Genomic DNA, 15,090 nt, shown 5'->3' with positions numbered 1-15,090 from the left:
ACCCGCGCGCTTCCGGCGGGACGTCAGGCGAACCGGCCGCGCGCCACCGTCTCCTCGACCGTTGTGGGGTCCAGCCCGGCTACGTCACCGAGCTCCTCGGTGCGGGCGAGGTACGCGCGCTGGGCGTCCAGCGACTCCGCCGTCGTGGTGGCCGCCAGCCATTCGGCGCCCTCGAACCGCAGTCCTTCCCGGAGCGGAAGGGAGCCTCCCTCACGGACGGCTCGTTTCACGGCCCCGATCGCCGCTTTCGGTCGTCGGCCCAGCTGGGCCGCGTGCTCGATGGCCTCCTGGAGCAGCGCGTCGGGCGGTACGACTCGGTCCACCAGGCCCATTTCCCGGGCCTCGGCCGGGCTGATGGGTGTGCCCTCCAGAGAGATCTGCAGTGCCCGGCGTCCGCCCAGCAGGCGTGCCAGCCGCTGGGTGCCGCCGGAACCGGGCGGGAACCCGAGGAAGATCTCCGGCTGGGAGATGCGGAAGGGCCCGTCGGCCATGAAGCGGTAGTCGCAGGCCAGGACCAGCTCGCAGCCCCCGCCACCGGTGTCCCCGTTCAGGGCCGCGACCCAGACGGCCGACGAGGTCTCGATGGCGTGGAGGACGTCCTTCATCTGCTCCCAGGCCATGAGCCCCACCAGCGGCGAGCGGGCCAGCAGAGCGCTGCCGCCCGGCGCCTTGAGAGCCGCGCCGGTGACCCGGAGCCCGGCACGGAGGATCGAGGCGCTCACCTTGGGAGAACGCTTCGCGCCCCCGTAGATCAGCCGTACGTCGAAATGGGCGAGGAACCGCGACGCGTGGGTGCCCGTGAGCACCACCGCGCCCACGGTCGGATCGGCGTCCACACGGCGTACCAGGTCCCCGAGTTCCATGACCATCTCGCGGGTCATCAGGGCGGACGGTGGGCTGTCGAGCCGTGCGACCAGGACATTGTCGTGTCGTTCGACGAGGACGGTCCTGTTCGTCATCCTGCCTCCCGGGCATCTCGGGGGTGACGCTGAGATCAACGTAGGCGCGCGACAACCGGACATCGTTGACTGATCACGCCACAGAATTGACCGATCACGCCACAGTCCGGACCATGGACGTCATGGCTTGGGTGCGCTCAGCGGCACTGCGTGGGGTTCGTCAGACCATCGAGGAGCTCGGCGGAGACGCCGACGCCCTGGCGCGGTCGGCAGGAGCCCCATCGGGCGTGCTCGACGACGATGAGCTGCTGGTGCAGGACACCACCGTGGCCGTCCTCCTGGAAACCGCTGCCCGTCGGCTCGACCGCCCCGACCTCGGACTGCGGGTCGCCCTCAAGCAGGACCTCAGCATGCTCGGCCCCCTGGCCGTCGCCCTGCAGAACTCCGCGACCGTCGCCGAAGCTCTGGCCTGCGCGTCGCGATACCTGTTCGTACACGACCGCAACCTGCGCGTGGCCCTGGGCCCCGACCCTCAGGGCGATCGAGCGGTGGTCGCGGTGCGGTACGGCTACCCACCAGGCGCCCAGGTGCCCCCGCAGAGCGTCGACATGGGTCTGCTCTTCCTCCACCGCGTCCTGATCGCCTTGCTCGACGGGCCGTACGGCCTGCGGACCGTCGAACTACCCCATCGTGCCGTGGCCCCGCGCGCCCGCTACGAGGAACTGTTCGGCTCCCGGGTGAACTTCGCCCAGCCGCACGCCGTTCTCCGCGTCGCGAGTGATCTTCCCGGGCGAGCCGTCCAGGGCGGAGACCAGCTGACCCGCCGGGTGGCGCTCGCCTACCTGGAGGCCCAGCCCTCCGCCACGGGCAGCGCGATGACGAGGCGCGTCAGAACACTTCTGAAGCAGTCACTGGGCACCAGCCCCAGCAACCTGGCCTTCGCCGCACACACACTCGGCATGTCGCCGAGGAGCCTGCAGCGTCACCTGTCCGCGGCGGGAACCACCTTCGCGGCAGTCCTCGACGACGTTCGGCGCGAACGGGCCGCGGACCTGCTCATCGAGTCCGATCTGCCGCTGACGCAGGTCGCTCGCAACATCGGGCTCAGCGAGGCAGCCGTCCTGAGCCGCTACGCACGGCGCTGGTGGGGCACGACCGCGCGTTCCGTCCGCGACCACGGACTGCCCGGCGAGTAGGTCATCCCGGCATGAGCCGTACATCGCACCGGGACCCTCTTGTCCCGGACGGCACGGCACCCGTACGCTCCCCCTCCATACCGACTAGCCGGTATGACACTCGAAGGAGCCGCCGGAGATGAGCACGATCAACCGCCAAGTGCGACTGGCCGCCCGTCCCGTGGGAGAGCCGCGCCCCACCGACTGGGAGCACGTCGAGGAGCCGGCCGGGCAGCCGGGCGACGGGGAGTTCCTGGTGCAGGTGCTCTGTCTGTCGATCGACCCGGCGATGCGCGGCTGGATGAACGCGGGCCGGTCCTACATCCGCCCGGTGGAGATCGGCGAGGTGATGCGCGCCGGCGCGGTGGGACGGGTGATCGCATCCCGGCACTCCGGGTTCGCGGTCGGCGACCATGTGTCGGGCTCGTTCGGCGTGCAGGAGTACTGCGTGTCGGACGGACGCGACGTGACCAAGGTCGACCCGGCGGCGGCCCCCCTGCCGACGTATCTCGGCACGCTCGGCATGTCGGGCCTGACGGCCTACTTCGGCCTGATCGAGGTCGGGCGCCCCCAGCCCGGGCAGACCGTCGTGGTCTCCGGAGCGGCCGGGGCCGTCGGCAGCGTCGTCGGGCAGATCGCCAAGATCCTGGGCTGCCGGGTCATCGGAATCGCCGGCGGCGAGGCCAAGTGCCGGATGGTGGTCGACGAGTTCGGGTTCGACGCAGCGATCGACTACCAGACCGAGGACGTCCGCAAGGCCCTGCGTGAGCACGCCCCTGACGGCGTCGACGTGTACTTCGACAACGTCGGCGGCGACATACTGGACGCCGTGCTGCTGCGGCTGGCGCGCGGCGCCCGCGTCGTCGTCTGCGGCGCGATCTCCCAGTACAACAGCACCAAGCCGCAAGGCCCCGCCAACTACCTGTCGCTGCTGGTGAACCGCGCCTCCATGACGGGCATCGTGGTGTTCGACTACGCCGAACGGTACGCGGAGGGCATCGCGGAGATGGCCACGTGGCGGGCGGAGGGCCGGCTGAAGTCCCTGGAGGACGTGGTGTCGGGCTCGGTCGCGGAGTTCCCGGAAACCCTGATGCGGCTGTTCCGCGGTGACAATCACGGCAAGCTCGTGCTGAAGATCGCGGACTGACCGGGCCGGAGGGAGGAAGGGCAAGGAAGGAAGAGATCCGATGAAGGCACTGACCTACCACGGCCGTCACGACATCCGCTACGAGGACGTCACCGACCCTGCCGTCACCAGCCCCACCGACGCGGTGGTGCAGGTGACCGCGGCCGGGATCTGCGGCAGCGACCTGCACATCTACGGCGGCAACCCGTTCAGCCCGGAACTGGGCTACACACCGGGACACGAATGCGTCGGCGTGGTCGTCGAGACCGGCGGCCAGGTCTCCCGCTTCAAGCCCGGCGACCGGGTCCTGGTGCCCGCCTCCGTCGGCTGTGCGCACTGCCGGTCGTGCGCGGCCGGGTTCACCGCCCGGTGCGAGCGCGCCAAGTCGAGCACGGAGCTCTGCTACGGAGTGAGCCCGCAGCTCCCGGGCAGCCAGGCCCAGGCCCTGGCGGTGCCCTACGCCGACGTCAACCTGGTGCACCTGCCCGAGGGCATCTCCGACGAGGCCGCCATCGTCCTGACGGACAACGCCCCCACCGCCTGGTACGGCTGCCGCCGTGCCCGCATCCAGCCCGGCGAGACCGTCTTGGTCGTCGGCCTCGGCCCGGTCGGCCTCATGGCCGCCCAGTCCGCCTTCGCGATGGGCGCGGCGCGGGTGCTGGGCGCGGACCTGGTCGCGGAGCGCCGCGCCTTCGCCGCCGGCCTGGGCGTCGAGCCGATCGAGGGTGACGACGCGCGGTCGGCCATCCGGGAGATGACCGGTGGACGCGGGCCGGACGCGGTGGTGGAGGCCGTGGGCTCCGACGCCACCATCGAGCTCGCCCTCAAGGCCGTCCGGCAGGCCGGCCGGGTCAGTGTCATCGGGGTCAGCCAGAACAAGGCGTTCCCGTTCCACATGGGACTGGCGCAGATCAAGGAACTGGAGTTCGCCATCGGGCTGTGCTCGGTGCACTACGAACTCCCTCCCCTGATCGCCCTCACCCGTGCCGGCCGGATCAAGCCCGAGGTCGTGGTCTCCCACCGCTTCGCCCTCTCCGAAGGCCCGGCGGCGTACGAACTGTTCGCCGGCCGCTCCGACGGCGTCCGCAAGATCCTCCTCGACCCGGCCGGCTGATACTCCAGGGCACGTTCACTTGCTAAGCGTTCAGCCAGTCTCCTAGGGTGAGCCCCTCGGACACTGGAGGTCGCCATGCCACAGCGCCATGAAGCCGCCCGGCCGACCCATCCGCGGCTGATGCCGCTCCCCGAAGAGCAGCGGGATGCACGGACCCGGGAACTGCTGGCCACAGCACCCCACGACCCTGGGGGCCGGATCCCGAACATCTTCACCACGCTTGTGCGCCACCCCGATCTCTACGAGCGGTTCATGCCTTTCGGCGGCCAGTTGCTCCTCAGGGGCCGACTGCCGGAAGGCCTGCGCGAGTTGCTGATCCTGCGCACCGCATGGAACACCGGGGCACGGTACGAGTGGGGACGGCACCTCCCCCTCGCCAGGGCCGCCGGCGTCACGGACGCGGACATCGACCGCGTCACCGAGGGGCCGGGAGCACCCGGCTGGACGGAGCTCCAGCGGAACCTGATCCGCGCGGCTGACGAGCTGAACCGCGATGCCACGATGACCGACGCGACCTGGGAGGCGCTGGCCGAGCACTTCGGCGACGCCGAACTGATCGAGATCGCCATCCTGGTGGGGCAGTACCACATGGTGGCCTTCTTCCTGAACGCCACCGGCGTGGAACTGGACCCCGGTTTCGAGGGCACCGGCTTCGCCGAGGGGGAACGGGGCCATGGGTGAGGAGCGAGTGGAGCAACCGGCCCGTCGTCTGACCGGCCGCAAGGTACTGGTGGTCGGCGCGGGCACCCGCCTCGACGACGACCCAGGAGCGCCGGTCGGCAACGGCCGGGCGATCGCCGTCCTCGCCGCCCGCGAGGGCGCCGACGTGGCATGCGCCGACGTGGCAGCGCCGGCCGCCGCCGCGACCGCCGAACTCGTCGTCCGCGAGGGGAGGTCGGGCGTCGCGGTGGTGTGTGACGCCACGGAGGCCGGGCAGTCGGCCGCCATGGTCGCCGAGGCGGTTCGCGGTCTGGGCGGGCTGGATGCGCTGGTGGTCAACGTGGGGGTGGGGCTCGGCACCGGGCTGGAGGGGTCGTCCCCCGAGGACTGGGACCGGGTGCTCTCCCTGAATCTGCGTGCGCCCTTTCTGGCCGCCAAGTACGGTCTTCCGGCGTTGGCCGACGGAGGTGCCGTCGTCTTCATCGGATCCCTCGCGGGACTGCGCGCCGCCACGAACTCGCCGGCGTACGACAGTTCCAAAGCCGGCCTGTTCGGGCTCACCCGCCATGTCGCCAGGGAGGGAGGGGCTCGCCGGATCCGCGCCAACCTCGTCGTGCCCGGCCTGATCGACACACCGATGGGGCGGCAGGCCTCGGCCGGACGTGCGTCCCGGACAGCCTCGTTCGAGCGTATTCCCCTGGGCCGCCAGGGCACCGCATGGGACGTGGCGGAGGCCGTCACGTTCCTGCTCTCCGACCGCGCCTCCTACATCACGGGCCAGAGCCTGGTGGTGGACGGCGGGCTCAGTGCCGTATGACGTGCGGCCGGGAGTTCAGTCCTCGCCGCGCGTCGACGTGAGTCCGAGCACCAGCGTCTCGTGGGCTGCCCGTGCGATGTCCGCCAGGCGGGTGCGGGCGGAGTCCAGTTGATACTGCAGGAGCACGCCGCGAGCGATGCTCTCCACCAGGAACGCCTGGGCGACCGCATCCAGGTCGGGGCGGATGCTGCCGTCCGCGATCCCCCGCCGGATGTCCTCCTCGACGCCGGTCCGCACCAGGCTCAGGTGCTCGGCCATCACGCCCTTGATCCCGTCGGCGGTCCCGACCGCTTCGACGAGGAGCACCAGCAGCGCGCGCGCCCGTAGCCCCGGCTCGGGCTCGGCCAGACGGGCGAAGAACTGGTCGAGTTTGGCCAGTACGGCTTCGAGCCCGCTCAGCCGCGCGTATCCGGGCCGGGCCCGGAGCACATCGATGAACGTCTCGCGGATGTCGGCGACCACGGCTTCCACGAGCCCCGCCTTGGAGGTGAAGTGGTAGTTGACCATGCCTCGGCTGACGCCGGCACGGTCGCCGACCTTCTTCACCGTCAGCCCGCGGTAGCCCTCCTCCGCGAGGATCTCCACCGCCGCCGTCAAAAGCCTGCGGCGGGAGGCCTCTCGCTGCTCATCACGCCTGGTCGCGGGGCGTGCGGCCGCCTCGGTTGGTTCGCTCATCGGACCAGCAGTATGCCATCGCCGGTTCGGCTCGACGTGCCGGTGCCTCCGTCATGGGGCCGACTTCAAAGGAGGCACCGGCCGAGGGCGATGGGCTCAGCTCTCCGGAGAACCGAACTCCTTGCGGGTGTCCACCGGCTCGCCGAACAGCTGCCACCGCTCGCCCTTGAACCGCATCAACTGCATCGTCTCGAGCGGGAAGGCGTCGTCGGACCCGGTGGAGAGAGTGACACCGGGCAGCAACATGTCCACCTTGACGTCCTTCAGATCGCGCACCGCGTCCCGCAGCCCCTCTCTGGTCGGGCAGTCCATCGCGTCCAGGGCCTTGTGCAGGCTGGAGGCGACGGCCCAGCCATAGGCGTTGAACTGGTTGGCCGGGTCGGAGTCGGGCGCGTACTTCTTCAGCGCGTCCTTGTACGTCTTCATCTCGGCGTCGTCGGCCCACTGCGGGTCGGCGGGGTCCTTGAAGTAGGTCGCCGAGACCAGGCCCTGGACGTTCTTGAACCCGACGGGCTTGAGCACGGTGGTGGACGCGGACACGGCGTTGACGATGTGCAGCGGGTCCCACTTGGTGTTCTTGGCGTCGGCGGCGAGGGCCTGGCTGCCGAACTTCGGCGTGGTGACGTTGAGCAGTACATCCGCCTTGGACCGGGCGAGGCTTGTCATCTGCGCGGAGACGGAGGGGTCGGTGACCTCGTAGCTCTCCTCGGCGACCACCTTGATGCCGCCGCCGGCGACGGCCTCCTTGAACCCGCCGAGCAGGTCCTTGCCGAAGTCGTCGTTCTGGTACAGGACGGCGACCTTGGCCTTCGGCTTCTCCTCCTCGAGGTACTTCGCGTACACCCGTGCCTCGGACACGTAGTTGGGCTGCCAGCCGGTGGTCCACGGGTGCTTGTCGTCCGTGCCCCAGAGGGAGGCGCCCGTGGCGACGAAGGGCTGCGGCACCTTCCGCTTGTTCAGGTAGTCCCAGACGGCTGCCGTGGACGGGGTGCCGAGGGTCTGGAACACGGCGAAGACCTTCTCCTGCTCGACGAGTCTGCGGGCCTCCTCGACCGCCTTGGGGGGCTGGTAGCCGTCGTCGCGGACGATGAACTCCACGGTGCGGCCGTCTATTCCGCCCTTGCCGTTGACGTACTTGAAGTAGGTGTTCACGCCGTTGCCGATGGTGCCGTAGGCGGAGGCCGGTCCCGACAGCGGGTAGATTCCGCCCAGCTTGATGGTCTTGTCGGTGATGCCGGTGGTCTGCTGGCCCCGGCACGCGCCGTCGGCGGCGGCGTCCTTGTCGTCCTGCCCGCGCTGGCTGTTGCAGGCGGTGGCGAGGAGCAGGGCGGCGGACGCGGCCGCGGCCGCCCGCAGAGAAGTCGTCTTGCGCATGTGATTCATTCCTTTTCCGTGCGGGGCGGTGCGCCCACGGGTTCGGCGTCGACAGGTGCGGGATCCGCGGTGGGGGGCGTGGCGGGCGCGGGCGTGCGGCCGGCGACGGGGACGGCGCGGGTGAGGCGGCGGGCGGCGGCGCCCCGGAGACGGCCCGCGAGACCGGCCAGTCCCGTCGGAGCCACGAACATCACCGCGATGATCAGCAGGCCGAACACCACACCGGGCGCCGCATCGCTGACGTCCTGGGCCACGCTCGGCACGTACATCACGAACGCCGCCCCGAGCAGCGGCCCGTACAGCGAGGCGAGGCCCCCGACCACGAGGCCGGCCAGGAGCGTGATCGACAGGACGAAGCTGAACGAGTCGGGCGAGACGAAGCCGATCACCCACGTGTACAGACACCCCGCGACACCGGCGAACATCGCGCTCCAGGCGAAGGCGAGGGTCTTGTGCAGGGACAACTGCACGCCCATGACCTCCGCTGCGCTCTCGTTGTCCCGCAGGGCGAGCAGTGCCCGGCCGACCCGCGACCGCAGGAGGTTGCGGGCGAGCATCAGGGCCACCGCGGTGACGGCGAGGACGACGAGGTACATCCACTGGTCCTCGGCCAGCCCGCTCCACGCGGGCGGCTGCAGTTTCTCCACGGTCAGTCCCATGGAGCCGCCGGTGAGCGGCTCGAGCCGCTTGAGCAGCGGTGGCAGGAACACCGCGAACGAGAGGGTGACCAGAGCCAGGTACAGCCCGCGCAGACGGAGGGCCGGCACTCCGAATCCGAGGCCCAGCAGGAAGCATCCGGCGGCCGCGACCGGGAGTGTGGCCGGGTGACCGGTGTCGTACCGGTCGAGCATGACCGCCGCCGTGTACGCCCCGGCCGCGAAGAACGCCCCGTGCCCGAGCGAGATCTGCCCGCCGAATCCGACAAGCAGGTTCAGTCCGGCCAGTGCCACGGCGTACAGCAACACCATGGTCAGCTGGAAGACCTGGAAGGGGGCGAAGTAGAACGGTACGCCGACGGCGACCGCCGCCGCGAGCAGCGCGGTGAGCGCGGCCCGCAGCCGCCGGGCGCGACCGGTGCCGAGTGTGGTGAGGATCGTACTCATGCGCGCTCCACCGCCGCCCGTCCGAACAGGCCCTGTGGCCGCACCAGCAGCACCGCCAGGATGATCACCAGGGGTACGCCGACCTTCAGATCGGCTCCGATCACGTCGACGTACGCCCCGGCCAGCGTCTCGGCGACGCCCACGACCAGGCCGCCGACGACCGCGCCGACCGGGCTGTCGAAGCCTCCGAGGGTGGCCGCGGCGAACGCGTAGATCAGTACTCCGCCCATCATGTTGGGCTCCAGGAAGAGGACGGGGGCGACGAGCACGCCCGACACCGCGCCGACGGTCGCGGCCAGTCCCCAGCCGAGCATCAGCACCCGGCCCACCCGGATGCCCGACAGCCGGGCGGAGGCGGGGTTGCACGCGGCCGCCCGCATCACGAGACCGGCGGAGGTGTGCTGGAACAGCAGGTAGAGCAGGCCCATCACGACGGCCACCACCACGATGATCCCGAGCGTCGACCAGTCCACCCGCACCCCGGCCAGGTCGATCCCGCCGTCGGGGAACGGCTGCGGGAAGTCCTTCACGGTGAACGACCAGATCAGACCGGCCATGGCGTTGACGAAGATGAACAGGCCGACCGTGACGATGACCGTCGTCAGCTCGGGCGAGTTCCGCATGGGACGGATGACGATCCGTTCGACCAGCATGCCGCCGGCGAACGACACCGCCAGGGTGACCGGCAGTGCCAGCCAGAACGACATCCCGGACGCCACGAGCTGCCACGCCACATACGTGGAGATCATGGCGAGCTCGCCCTGGGCGAAGTTGACGATCCCGGTGAACCGGTGGATCAGCACCAGGGCCAGTGCCAGGCTGGCATAGACCGCGCCGGAGCCGATCCCTTCCACCACTTGCTGGAGCACTTCGGTCACGGCCCTCACCCGCCCTGTGCCGAGCGGACGGAGACACCGAGGTACACCTCGGCGACCTGGCCGTCCTCGCGGATCTCGGCGGCCGGTCCGGACAGCACCAGGCGGCCGGCCTCCAGTACATGGGCCCGGTGCGCGACATCCAGCGCGAGTTGGGCGTTCTGTTCGACGACGACCACGGTGGTTCGTTCCTCCTCGTTCACGGCACGGACGATCTCGAACAGCTCGCGCGTGACCAGCGGAGCGAGCCCCAGCGACGGTTCGTCCAGGAGCAGCAGCGCGGGCCGCAGCATCAGCGCCCTGCCGATGGCGAGCATCTGCTGCTCGCCGCCGCTGAGGCTGCCTGCGGCCTGGCGGGAGCGCTGGCGCAGCTTGGGGAAGTAGTCGTAGATCCGTTCCAGGCCGGCCGCCACGGCCGCGCGCTCGGCTCCGCCCCGCCGCCAGTGACCGGTGTGCACGTGGGCGCCGACGCGCAGGTTCTCCTCGACGGTCAGGTCGTTGAAGGTGCCCCGGCCCTCGGGCACGTGCGCCACACCGAGCCGGGCGGCCTGTTCGGGCGACCGGCCCAGGAGTTCCGTCCCGTCCAGGGTCACCGAGCCCTGGCCGCGGACCATGCCGCACAGGGCCCGCAGGGTGGTCGTCTTGCCCGCGCCGTTGGGTCCGAGGATCGCGCACACTTCGCCGCGCGCGACGCTGAAGTCCAGGCCTTGCAGCACGCGGGCCTGGCCGTATCCGGCGTGCAGTCCGGACACGTTCAGGAAGTCCGGCTCCGCACTCGCCCCGGTGGCGGTGGGGTCGGTGGTGGACTCGCTCACGCGGCCACCCCCAGGTACGCCTCGATGACCGCCGGGTCGCGCTGGATCTCCTCCGGCGGGCCCTCGGCGATCTTGCGCCCGAAGTCGAGGCACACCACCTTGTCGCACAGGCCCATCACGAACCCCATGTGGTGTTCGACCACCACGAGCGTCAGGTCGAAGTCCTCCCGCACCGTCCGCACCAGATCCGCGAATCGGTCGACCTCGCCGTGACTGAGTCCGTTGACGGGTTCGTCGAGCAACAGCAGCCGGGGGCGTACCGCGAGGGCCCGGGCGAGTTCGACGCGTTTGAGGGTGCCGAACGGCAGCCCGGAGGCGGGGTGGCCGGCGACGTCCGACAGGCCCAGCCTGTGCAGCAGGTCGTCCGCCCGGTCCCGCAGTTCCGCCTCCTCCCGCCGGACGCGGGGCAGCCGGAGCGCCGCGGCGAAGTGACCGGTGCGGCCCCGGCTGTGGGCGCCGACCATGACGTTCTCCCGGACCGTGAGCCGCGGGAAGAGCCCCAGGTTCTGGAAGGTGCGGGCGATACCGCGCCCGGCCACGGAGTGCGGCGGGAGGGCGAGCAGGTCCTCGTCGTCGAACCGCACCGTCCCCGCATCAGGGGTGCAGCGCCTGGTGAGGCAGTTGAACAAGGTGGTCTTGCCGGCTCCGTTCGGTCCGATGAGCCCCACGGCGGTGCCCGGCTCGACGGTGAACGCGACACCGTCCAGTGCCGTGATCCCGCCGAAGCGCACGCTGATACCGTCGACCGCGAGCATGAGTGACGCCCCTTCCGAGGTGCTGGGGGGGTGAGCGAGCGTCACAGTAGGTGGGTGCCTCCCGGGCGCACATTGGGTGCGAGCACCCAACTTCGCGGCCCTCGACTTGTGCGCCGCGCCCAACCACCTGGGCATCTCCTCCCCCGCGCCTGTTGACGGGGCACGACGCGGACAGCGACGATCGGCGCCATGCCTCGTGGTCCCGCCCTGGGCGCCCCCGCACTCTCCGAACCGCTCAGCCGGGAGCGGCACCGGATCCTGCACGCCGTGCAGGACCGGCTCGAAGAGATCGCGAAGACCACCGTCGCGGTGATGCGCACGGAGATCCCGTCGTACGCCCTTCAGGACGAGCGGTTCTTCGACGACGTACGGGACCAGGTGCTCACCCACTACCGGATGCAGCTTGCGGCGCTGGCCGGCGACCGCGACATCGCCCCCGAGGATCTGGTCTTCAGCCGCGCGGCAGCGATGCGCAGGGCACGCGCGGGGTTCGCCCTGGAGGACTGGATCAGCGCCTTCCGGGTGGGTCGGCAGGTGCTGTGGGACGCGCTGCTGGACTGTGCGGGCCCGTCCGCCGAGGCGCAGCAGGCCGCGCTGTCACTCGTCACCCCGCTGATGCGGTACGTCGACTACGCCAGCACCCATGCCGCGCAGGCCTATGTCGAGTACAAGCAGCACGTGGTCGCGGACGCGGACCGGGAGCGCCGGGACCTCCTGGACCAGCTCCTGTCGGGCGCGGCACCGACGCGCGGCCCACTGCTCGCCGCGGCCCAGGCGTACGGCATCGGGCCGCACTCGCCGATGATGGCGGTCGTGGCGGTGTGCGTCGACGACACCCGCACCGGCGACCTCACCTCCGCCGAGCACGGCTACGCGACCAGCGCGTCCCTCAGCGTCGCCGGGCCCTGGGCCGGCCGGACCCTGGTCGTCGTCCGCCACGGCGAGGTGGTTGCCGTGCCCGTGGTCCGCACCGGCATGGACCCGGAGGACATCTGCGCTCACTTCGAAGCCGTGCAGCGGCGGCTCGCAGCCGAGGGAACCAAGCTCGCCATGGGCATCAGCACCGTCGCCCAGGGCGCCGGCGAACTGCCGCGCGCTCACGAGGAGGCCCGGGCCGCCCTCGACCTGGTGTCGGACGAAGGCGGGGTGGCGGCACTGCCGCGCCTGTCTCCTTTCGACTACCTGGCGCTGCGCGCCGACGACCTCGCCCGCCAGCTGGTCGATCCCCGCGTGCGGGCACTGCTGGAGGAGGACCGGAGACGGGGCGACCCGCTGGCGGCCACTATCCGGGCCTTCGCGGAGGCGGATCTCAACCTGCGGCTGGCCGCCGACCGGCTGCGGGTGCACCACAACACGGCGCACTACCGGTTGCGCCGCATCGAGGAACGCACCGGGCGCAATCCGCGCCGGATCGCCGACCTCATGGAACTGCTGGTCGCCCTCGCCATCCGCGACGGGGCCGAGGAACACGGAGAACACCAGTGAGCGGAACCGTGGAGACGACCGGGACGCCGACGCCCCGTCAGCACCCGGACGCGGCGGGGAAGACGCGCCTGCCGGACGGGAACGCCGAGCACGACGGCTCGGCCCGGCACGCCCTGCTGGGCGCGGCGCTGGAGGTGTTCACCGAGCGCGGCTACGCCGAGGCCGGCCTCACCGAGATCGCGGCGCGCTCCGGCCTCCTGGTGGGCAGCCTCTTCCAGCACTACGGCGGGAAGCGCGGCCTGTACCTCGCCCTCTGGGAGGAGTTCCGCGAGGAGCTGGAGCGCCGGACCGCGGCCACGCTGGCCGCCGAGCGTGAGCGTGGCGTGGACGACCCGCTAGCCCTCTTCGTCGCGGGAGCCAGGGCCTACCTCGAGGGTGCCTGGGACAACCGGCGCCTCGCCATGCTCCTCGTGGAGGACGACGGCCCCGCCGGCTTCGACGCGCTGCGCCGCCAGTGGGACCGCGCGTGGGTACGGCGCAACGCCCGGCTCCTGGAGGTGGACGAGAAGCGACGTGTCGGCCGGGTCCGGGTGAGAGTGCTGACCACCGTGATCGGCGGGGCGGCACGCGAGCTGGGCGACTGCGAGGACGAGAGGGAGGCCCGGGAGATCGTGGACGAGGTGTGCGGCATCCTCATCCACCTGTCGGCTCAGCCCGGCTGACAGACGACCCGCCCCCGCATCAGGGCTGCGAGCCGTCGTCCACCGGCCGGCGGCCCCAGGCCGAGATCATCGGGGAGGTGGCGAGATCGAGGCGCCCCGCCTCGACGGCGGCGAGGTGCCGCTCGATCTCCTCGTCCGTGGCGAGGCCCGCCGCGACGAGCTTGTCCCGCACCTGCCGGACGGTGGCCGCTTCCAGGACGCCGCACGCGGGCGAGGTGACCGGGAAGTAGGCGTCGGCCTCGACCTCGGCGAGACCGGCCTCACGCAGCAGGCGCGGCAGCCTCCGTCCGTAGGAGAGGTCGGCGCCACGCCGTCGCAGCAGCTCGCGGAAGCCGCTGCGGAGCCGGTTGGCCAGCTCCTGCTCGGGGCCGTGCTCGTCGGGGCAGATCAGCGGTTGCAGCGCGGGGTCGGCGTCCTCGACCAGGAGCCACCCGCCGGGGCGCAGGGCCTGGACCATCCTGCGCAGCGCGGCATCGCGCTCGGCCACATGGACCAGGACGAGACGGGCGTGGACCAGGTCGAAGGGCCCGGCCGGGGGTGCGTCGCGGCCCACGTCGTGGCGGAGCACCTCCACTCCCCCGGTGGCGGCGGTCTCCGCCCAGGAGACGTCGATGTCGGTGGCGAGCACGCGCCCGCGCGGCCCGGCCCGTTCCCGCAGCCACGCGGCGACGCGCGGCCCGCCGGCCCCGATCTCCCAGCACCGCCATCCCTCGTCGATCCCGACCGTCTCGAAGTGCCGGAACGTCGAGGCGTCGAAGAGGGCCGCCAGCGCGTCGAAGCGGGTACCGGCCTCGGCCTGCCGGTTGTCCAGGAGATATCCCTCGTCCCGACCCATGCGCCGATCATGTCACGGCGGCCCCCACCGCGGTCAGGCCCGCGGCGGCAGCCGGTGCAGTTCCACATCGGTGAGCCGGCCGCCGGCGGCCGTGGCGGTCATGTAGGTGCAGTGGGGCTGCCGGCGGCGGTCCGTCGGGGAGCCCGGGTTGAGCAGGCGCAGGCCGGTGGGGGCCGTGGTGTCCCAGGGGATGTGGCTGTGCCCGAAGATCAGCACGTCGAGGTCGGGGAAGCGGGCGGCGCAGCGCTTCTCCCGGCCCTGGGCGGGACCCGTCTCGTGGATCGTCCCGAAGCGCAGCCCGCCCAGTTCCGCGTACGCCACCTCGGGCAGCCGGGCCCGCAGGTCCGGTCCGTCGTTGTTGCCGTACACGGCGACGAGCCTGCGGCAGCGGCTCTCCAGCAGGTCGAGGGTGGCCGTGTCGACCCAGTCCCCGGCGTGGAACACGACATCGGCGTGCGGGAGTTCGGCCAGCAGCGGCGCGGGCAGTTGCCTGGCCCGCTTCGGCAGGTGGGTGTCGGACATGAGGAGCAGACGCACACCCCTAGCCTAGAGGCGGCGGCCCGCTCCACCCCGGAACCGACTTGATCGCGAACAGACAGACGGCACGGCTCAGTTGCCGTGGCGACGGAGATGATCACGGCCAGGTCTCGAAAGATGAGGCAGCGTTGTCTACCGGGTTAGCATCGGGCAACACGCAGTAAGACAGGACGTCTACGGCAA

16 protein-coding genes are annotated in these 15,090 nt (G+C 71.3%); 7 read left to right on the top strand and 9 right to left on the bottom strand.

Annotation, left to right across the window (positions count from 1 at the left end):
• Positions 1–23: 23 nt before the first annotated feature.
• Complete coding sequence (locus tag AC07DF_RS09155; protein WP_478968487.1) at positions 24–959, bottom strand: enoyl-CoA hydratase/isomerase family protein; 936 nt, start codon at positions 957–959, stop codon at positions 24–26.
• 113 nt (positions 960–1,072) lie between these two features.
• Between AC07DF_RS09155 and AC07DF_RS09150 the strand changes: the two genes are divergently transcribed.
• The 5 genes from AC07DF_RS09150 to AC07DF_RS09130 all read left to right on the top strand — a co-directional run bounded on the left by AC07DF_RS09150 (position 1,073) and on the right by AC07DF_RS09130 (position 5,791).
• Complete coding sequence (locus AC07DF_RS09150; RefSeq protein ID WP_478968485.1) at positions 1,073–2,095, top strand: AraC family transcriptional regulator; 1,023 nt, start codon at positions 1,073–1,075, stop codon at positions 2,093–2,095.
• 118 nt (positions 2,096–2,213) lie between these two features.
• A complete protein-coding gene (locus AC07DF_RS09145) occupies positions 2,214–3,221 on the top strand; it encodes an NADP-dependent oxidoreductase (protein WP_478968483.1) in 1,008 nt (335 codons plus the stop codon).
• Positions 3,222–3,261: 40 nt separating this feature from the next.
• Positions 3,262–4,314, top strand: a complete 1,053-nt coding sequence (locus AC07DF_RS09140; protein ID WP_478968481.1) for an alcohol dehydrogenase catalytic domain-containing protein — start codon at positions 3,262–3,264, stop codon at positions 4,312–4,314.
• A 75-nt stretch (positions 4,315–4,389) separates the two neighbouring features.
• Positions 4,390–4,995 (top strand): carboxymuconolactone decarboxylase family protein, encoded by a 606-nt coding sequence (locus tag AC07DF_RS09135; RefSeq protein WP_478968479.1) that lies wholly within the window; start codon positions 4,390–4,392, stop codon positions 4,993–4,995.
• A complete protein-coding gene (locus tag AC07DF_RS09130; protein ID WP_478968476.1) occupies positions 4,988–5,791 on the top strand; it encodes an SDR family NAD(P)-dependent oxidoreductase in 804 nt (267 codons plus the stop codon). Before AC07DF_RS09135 ends, AC07DF_RS09130 begins: the two co-directional genes overlap by 8 nt.
• 15 nt (positions 5,792–5,806) lie before the next feature.
• On the opposite strand, the gene AC07DF_RS09125 is transcribed toward AC07DF_RS09130, so the two are convergent.
• From AC07DF_RS09125 to AC07DF_RS09100, 6 genes are all read right to left on the bottom strand, one after another.
• The gene (locus AC07DF_RS09125; RefSeq protein ID WP_478968473.1) at positions 5,807–6,466 is read right to left on the bottom strand and encodes a TetR/AcrR family transcriptional regulator; all 660 of its coding nucleotides are present in this window, start codon (positions 6,464–6,466) and stop codon (positions 5,807–5,809) included.
• Positions 6,467–6,562: 96 nt separating this feature from the next.
• Positions 6,563–7,840: an ABC transporter substrate-binding protein gene (locus AC07DF_RS09120; RefSeq protein ID WP_478968471.1), complete on the bottom strand. Its 1,278-nt coding sequence runs from the start codon at positions 7,838–7,840 to the stop codon at positions 6,563–6,565.
• Between the two features lie 5 nt (positions 7,841–7,845).
• Positions 7,846–8,943: a branched-chain amino acid ABC transporter permease gene (locus AC07DF_RS09115; protein ID WP_478968469.1), complete on the bottom strand. Its 1,098-nt coding sequence runs from the start codon at positions 8,941–8,943 to the stop codon at positions 7,846–7,848.
• The gene (locus AC07DF_RS09110) at positions 8,940–9,821 is read right to left on the bottom strand and encodes a branched-chain amino acid ABC transporter permease (protein ID WP_478968467.1); all 882 of its coding nucleotides are present in this window, start codon (positions 9,819–9,821) and stop codon (positions 8,940–8,942) included. The genes AC07DF_RS09115 and AC07DF_RS09110 overlap by 4 nt, the downstream gene beginning before the upstream one ends.
• A 5-nt stretch (positions 9,822–9,826) precedes the next feature.
• Positions 9,827–10,633 carry an ABC transporter ATP-binding protein gene (locus AC07DF_RS09105; protein WP_478968465.1) on the bottom strand — a complete coding sequence of 269 codons (807 nt, stop codon included), beginning with the start codon at positions 10,631–10,633 and terminating at the stop codon, positions 9,827–9,829.
• The gene (locus AC07DF_RS09100) at positions 10,630–11,388 is read right to left on the bottom strand and encodes an ABC transporter ATP-binding protein (RefSeq protein WP_478968463.1); all 759 of its coding nucleotides are present in this window, start codon (positions 11,386–11,388) and stop codon (positions 10,630–10,632) included. The genes AC07DF_RS09105 and AC07DF_RS09100 overlap by 4 nt, the downstream gene beginning before the upstream one ends.
• A gap of 189 nt (positions 11,389–11,577) precedes the next feature.
• Here AC07DF_RS09100 and AC07DF_RS09095 point away from each other — a divergent pair, with 189 nt between their 5' ends.
• Both AC07DF_RS09095 and AC07DF_RS09090 read left to right on the top strand, forming a co-directional pair.
• Positions 11,578–12,873, top strand: a complete 1,296-nt coding sequence (locus AC07DF_RS09095) for a PucR family transcriptional regulator (RefSeq protein ID WP_478968461.1) — start codon at positions 11,578–11,580, stop codon at positions 12,871–12,873.
• A complete protein-coding gene (locus AC07DF_RS09090; RefSeq protein ID WP_478968458.1) occupies positions 12,870–13,535 on the top strand; it encodes a TetR/AcrR family transcriptional regulator in 666 nt (221 codons plus the stop codon). The genes AC07DF_RS09095 and AC07DF_RS09090 overlap by 4 nt, the downstream gene beginning before the upstream one ends.
• Before the next feature lie 19 nt (positions 13,536–13,554).
• Here the strand turns inward: AC07DF_RS09090 and AC07DF_RS09085 are convergent, their stop codons facing one another.
• Together AC07DF_RS09085 and AC07DF_RS09080 are read right to left on the bottom strand one after the other, a co-directional pair.
• The gene (locus AC07DF_RS09085) at positions 13,555–14,370 is read right to left on the bottom strand and encodes a class I SAM-dependent methyltransferase (protein ID WP_478968455.1); all 816 of its coding nucleotides are present in this window, start codon (positions 14,368–14,370) and stop codon (positions 13,555–13,557) included.
• Between the two features lie 33 nt (positions 14,371–14,403).
• Complete coding sequence (locus AC07DF_RS09080) at positions 14,404–14,907, bottom strand: metallophosphoesterase family protein (RefSeq protein WP_478968453.1); 504 nt, start codon at positions 14,905–14,907, stop codon at positions 14,404–14,406.
• Between the last annotated feature and the right edge of the window lie 183 nt (positions 14,908–15,090).

This window comes from Streptomyces sp. NPDC044719, from assembly GCF_056433405.1.
Note: the sequence above shows the minus strand (reverse complement) of the source record. Positions and strands in the feature narration are given on the sequence as shown.

Bases quoted from the DNA above. Each gene is read 5' to 3' on its own strand.
- AC07DF_RS09155 (WP_478968487.1), bottom strand. From the start codon at position 959: ATGACGAACAGGACCGTCCTCGTCGAACGACACGACAATGTCCTGGTC.
- AC07DF_RS09150 (WP_478968485.1), top strand. From the start codon at position 1,073: ATGGACGTCATGGCTTGGGTGCGCTCAGCGGCACTGCGTGGGGTTCGT.
- AC07DF_RS09145 (WP_478968483.1), top strand. From the start codon at position 2,214: ATGAGCACGATCAACCGCCAAGTGCGACTGGCCGCCCGTCCCGTGGGA.
- AC07DF_RS09140 (WP_478968481.1), top strand. From the start codon at position 3,262: ATGAAGGCACTGACCTACCACGGCCGTCACGACATCCGCTACGAGGAC.
- AC07DF_RS09135 (WP_478968479.1), top strand. From the start codon at position 4,390: ATGCCACAGCGCCATGAAGCCGCCCGGCCGACCCATCCGCGGCTGATG.
- AC07DF_RS09130 (WP_478968476.1), top strand. From the start codon at position 4,988: ATGGGTGAGGAGCGAGTGGAGCAACCGGCCCGTCGTCTGACCGGCCGC.
- AC07DF_RS09125 (WP_478968473.1), bottom strand. From the start codon at position 6,466: ATGAGCGAACCAACCGAGGCGGCCGCACGCCCCGCGACCAGGCGTGAT.
- AC07DF_RS09120 (WP_478968471.1), bottom strand. From the start codon at position 7,840: ATGCGCAAGACGACTTCTCTGCGGGCGGCCGCGGCCGCGTCCGCCGCC.
- AC07DF_RS09115 (WP_478968469.1), bottom strand. From the start codon at position 8,943: ATGAGTACGATCCTCACCACACTCGGCACCGGTCGCGCCCGGCGGCTG.
- AC07DF_RS09100 (WP_478968463.1), bottom strand. From the start codon at position 11,388: ATGCTCGCGGTCGACGGTATCAGCGTGCGCTTCGGCGGGATCACGGCA.
- AC07DF_RS09095 (WP_478968461.1), top strand. From the start codon at position 11,578: ATGCCTCGTGGTCCCGCCCTGGGCGCCCCCGCACTCTCCGAACCGCTC.
- AC07DF_RS09085 (WP_478968455.1), bottom strand. From the start codon at position 14,370: ATGGGTCGGGACGAGGGATATCTCCTGGACAACCGGCAGGCCGAGGCC.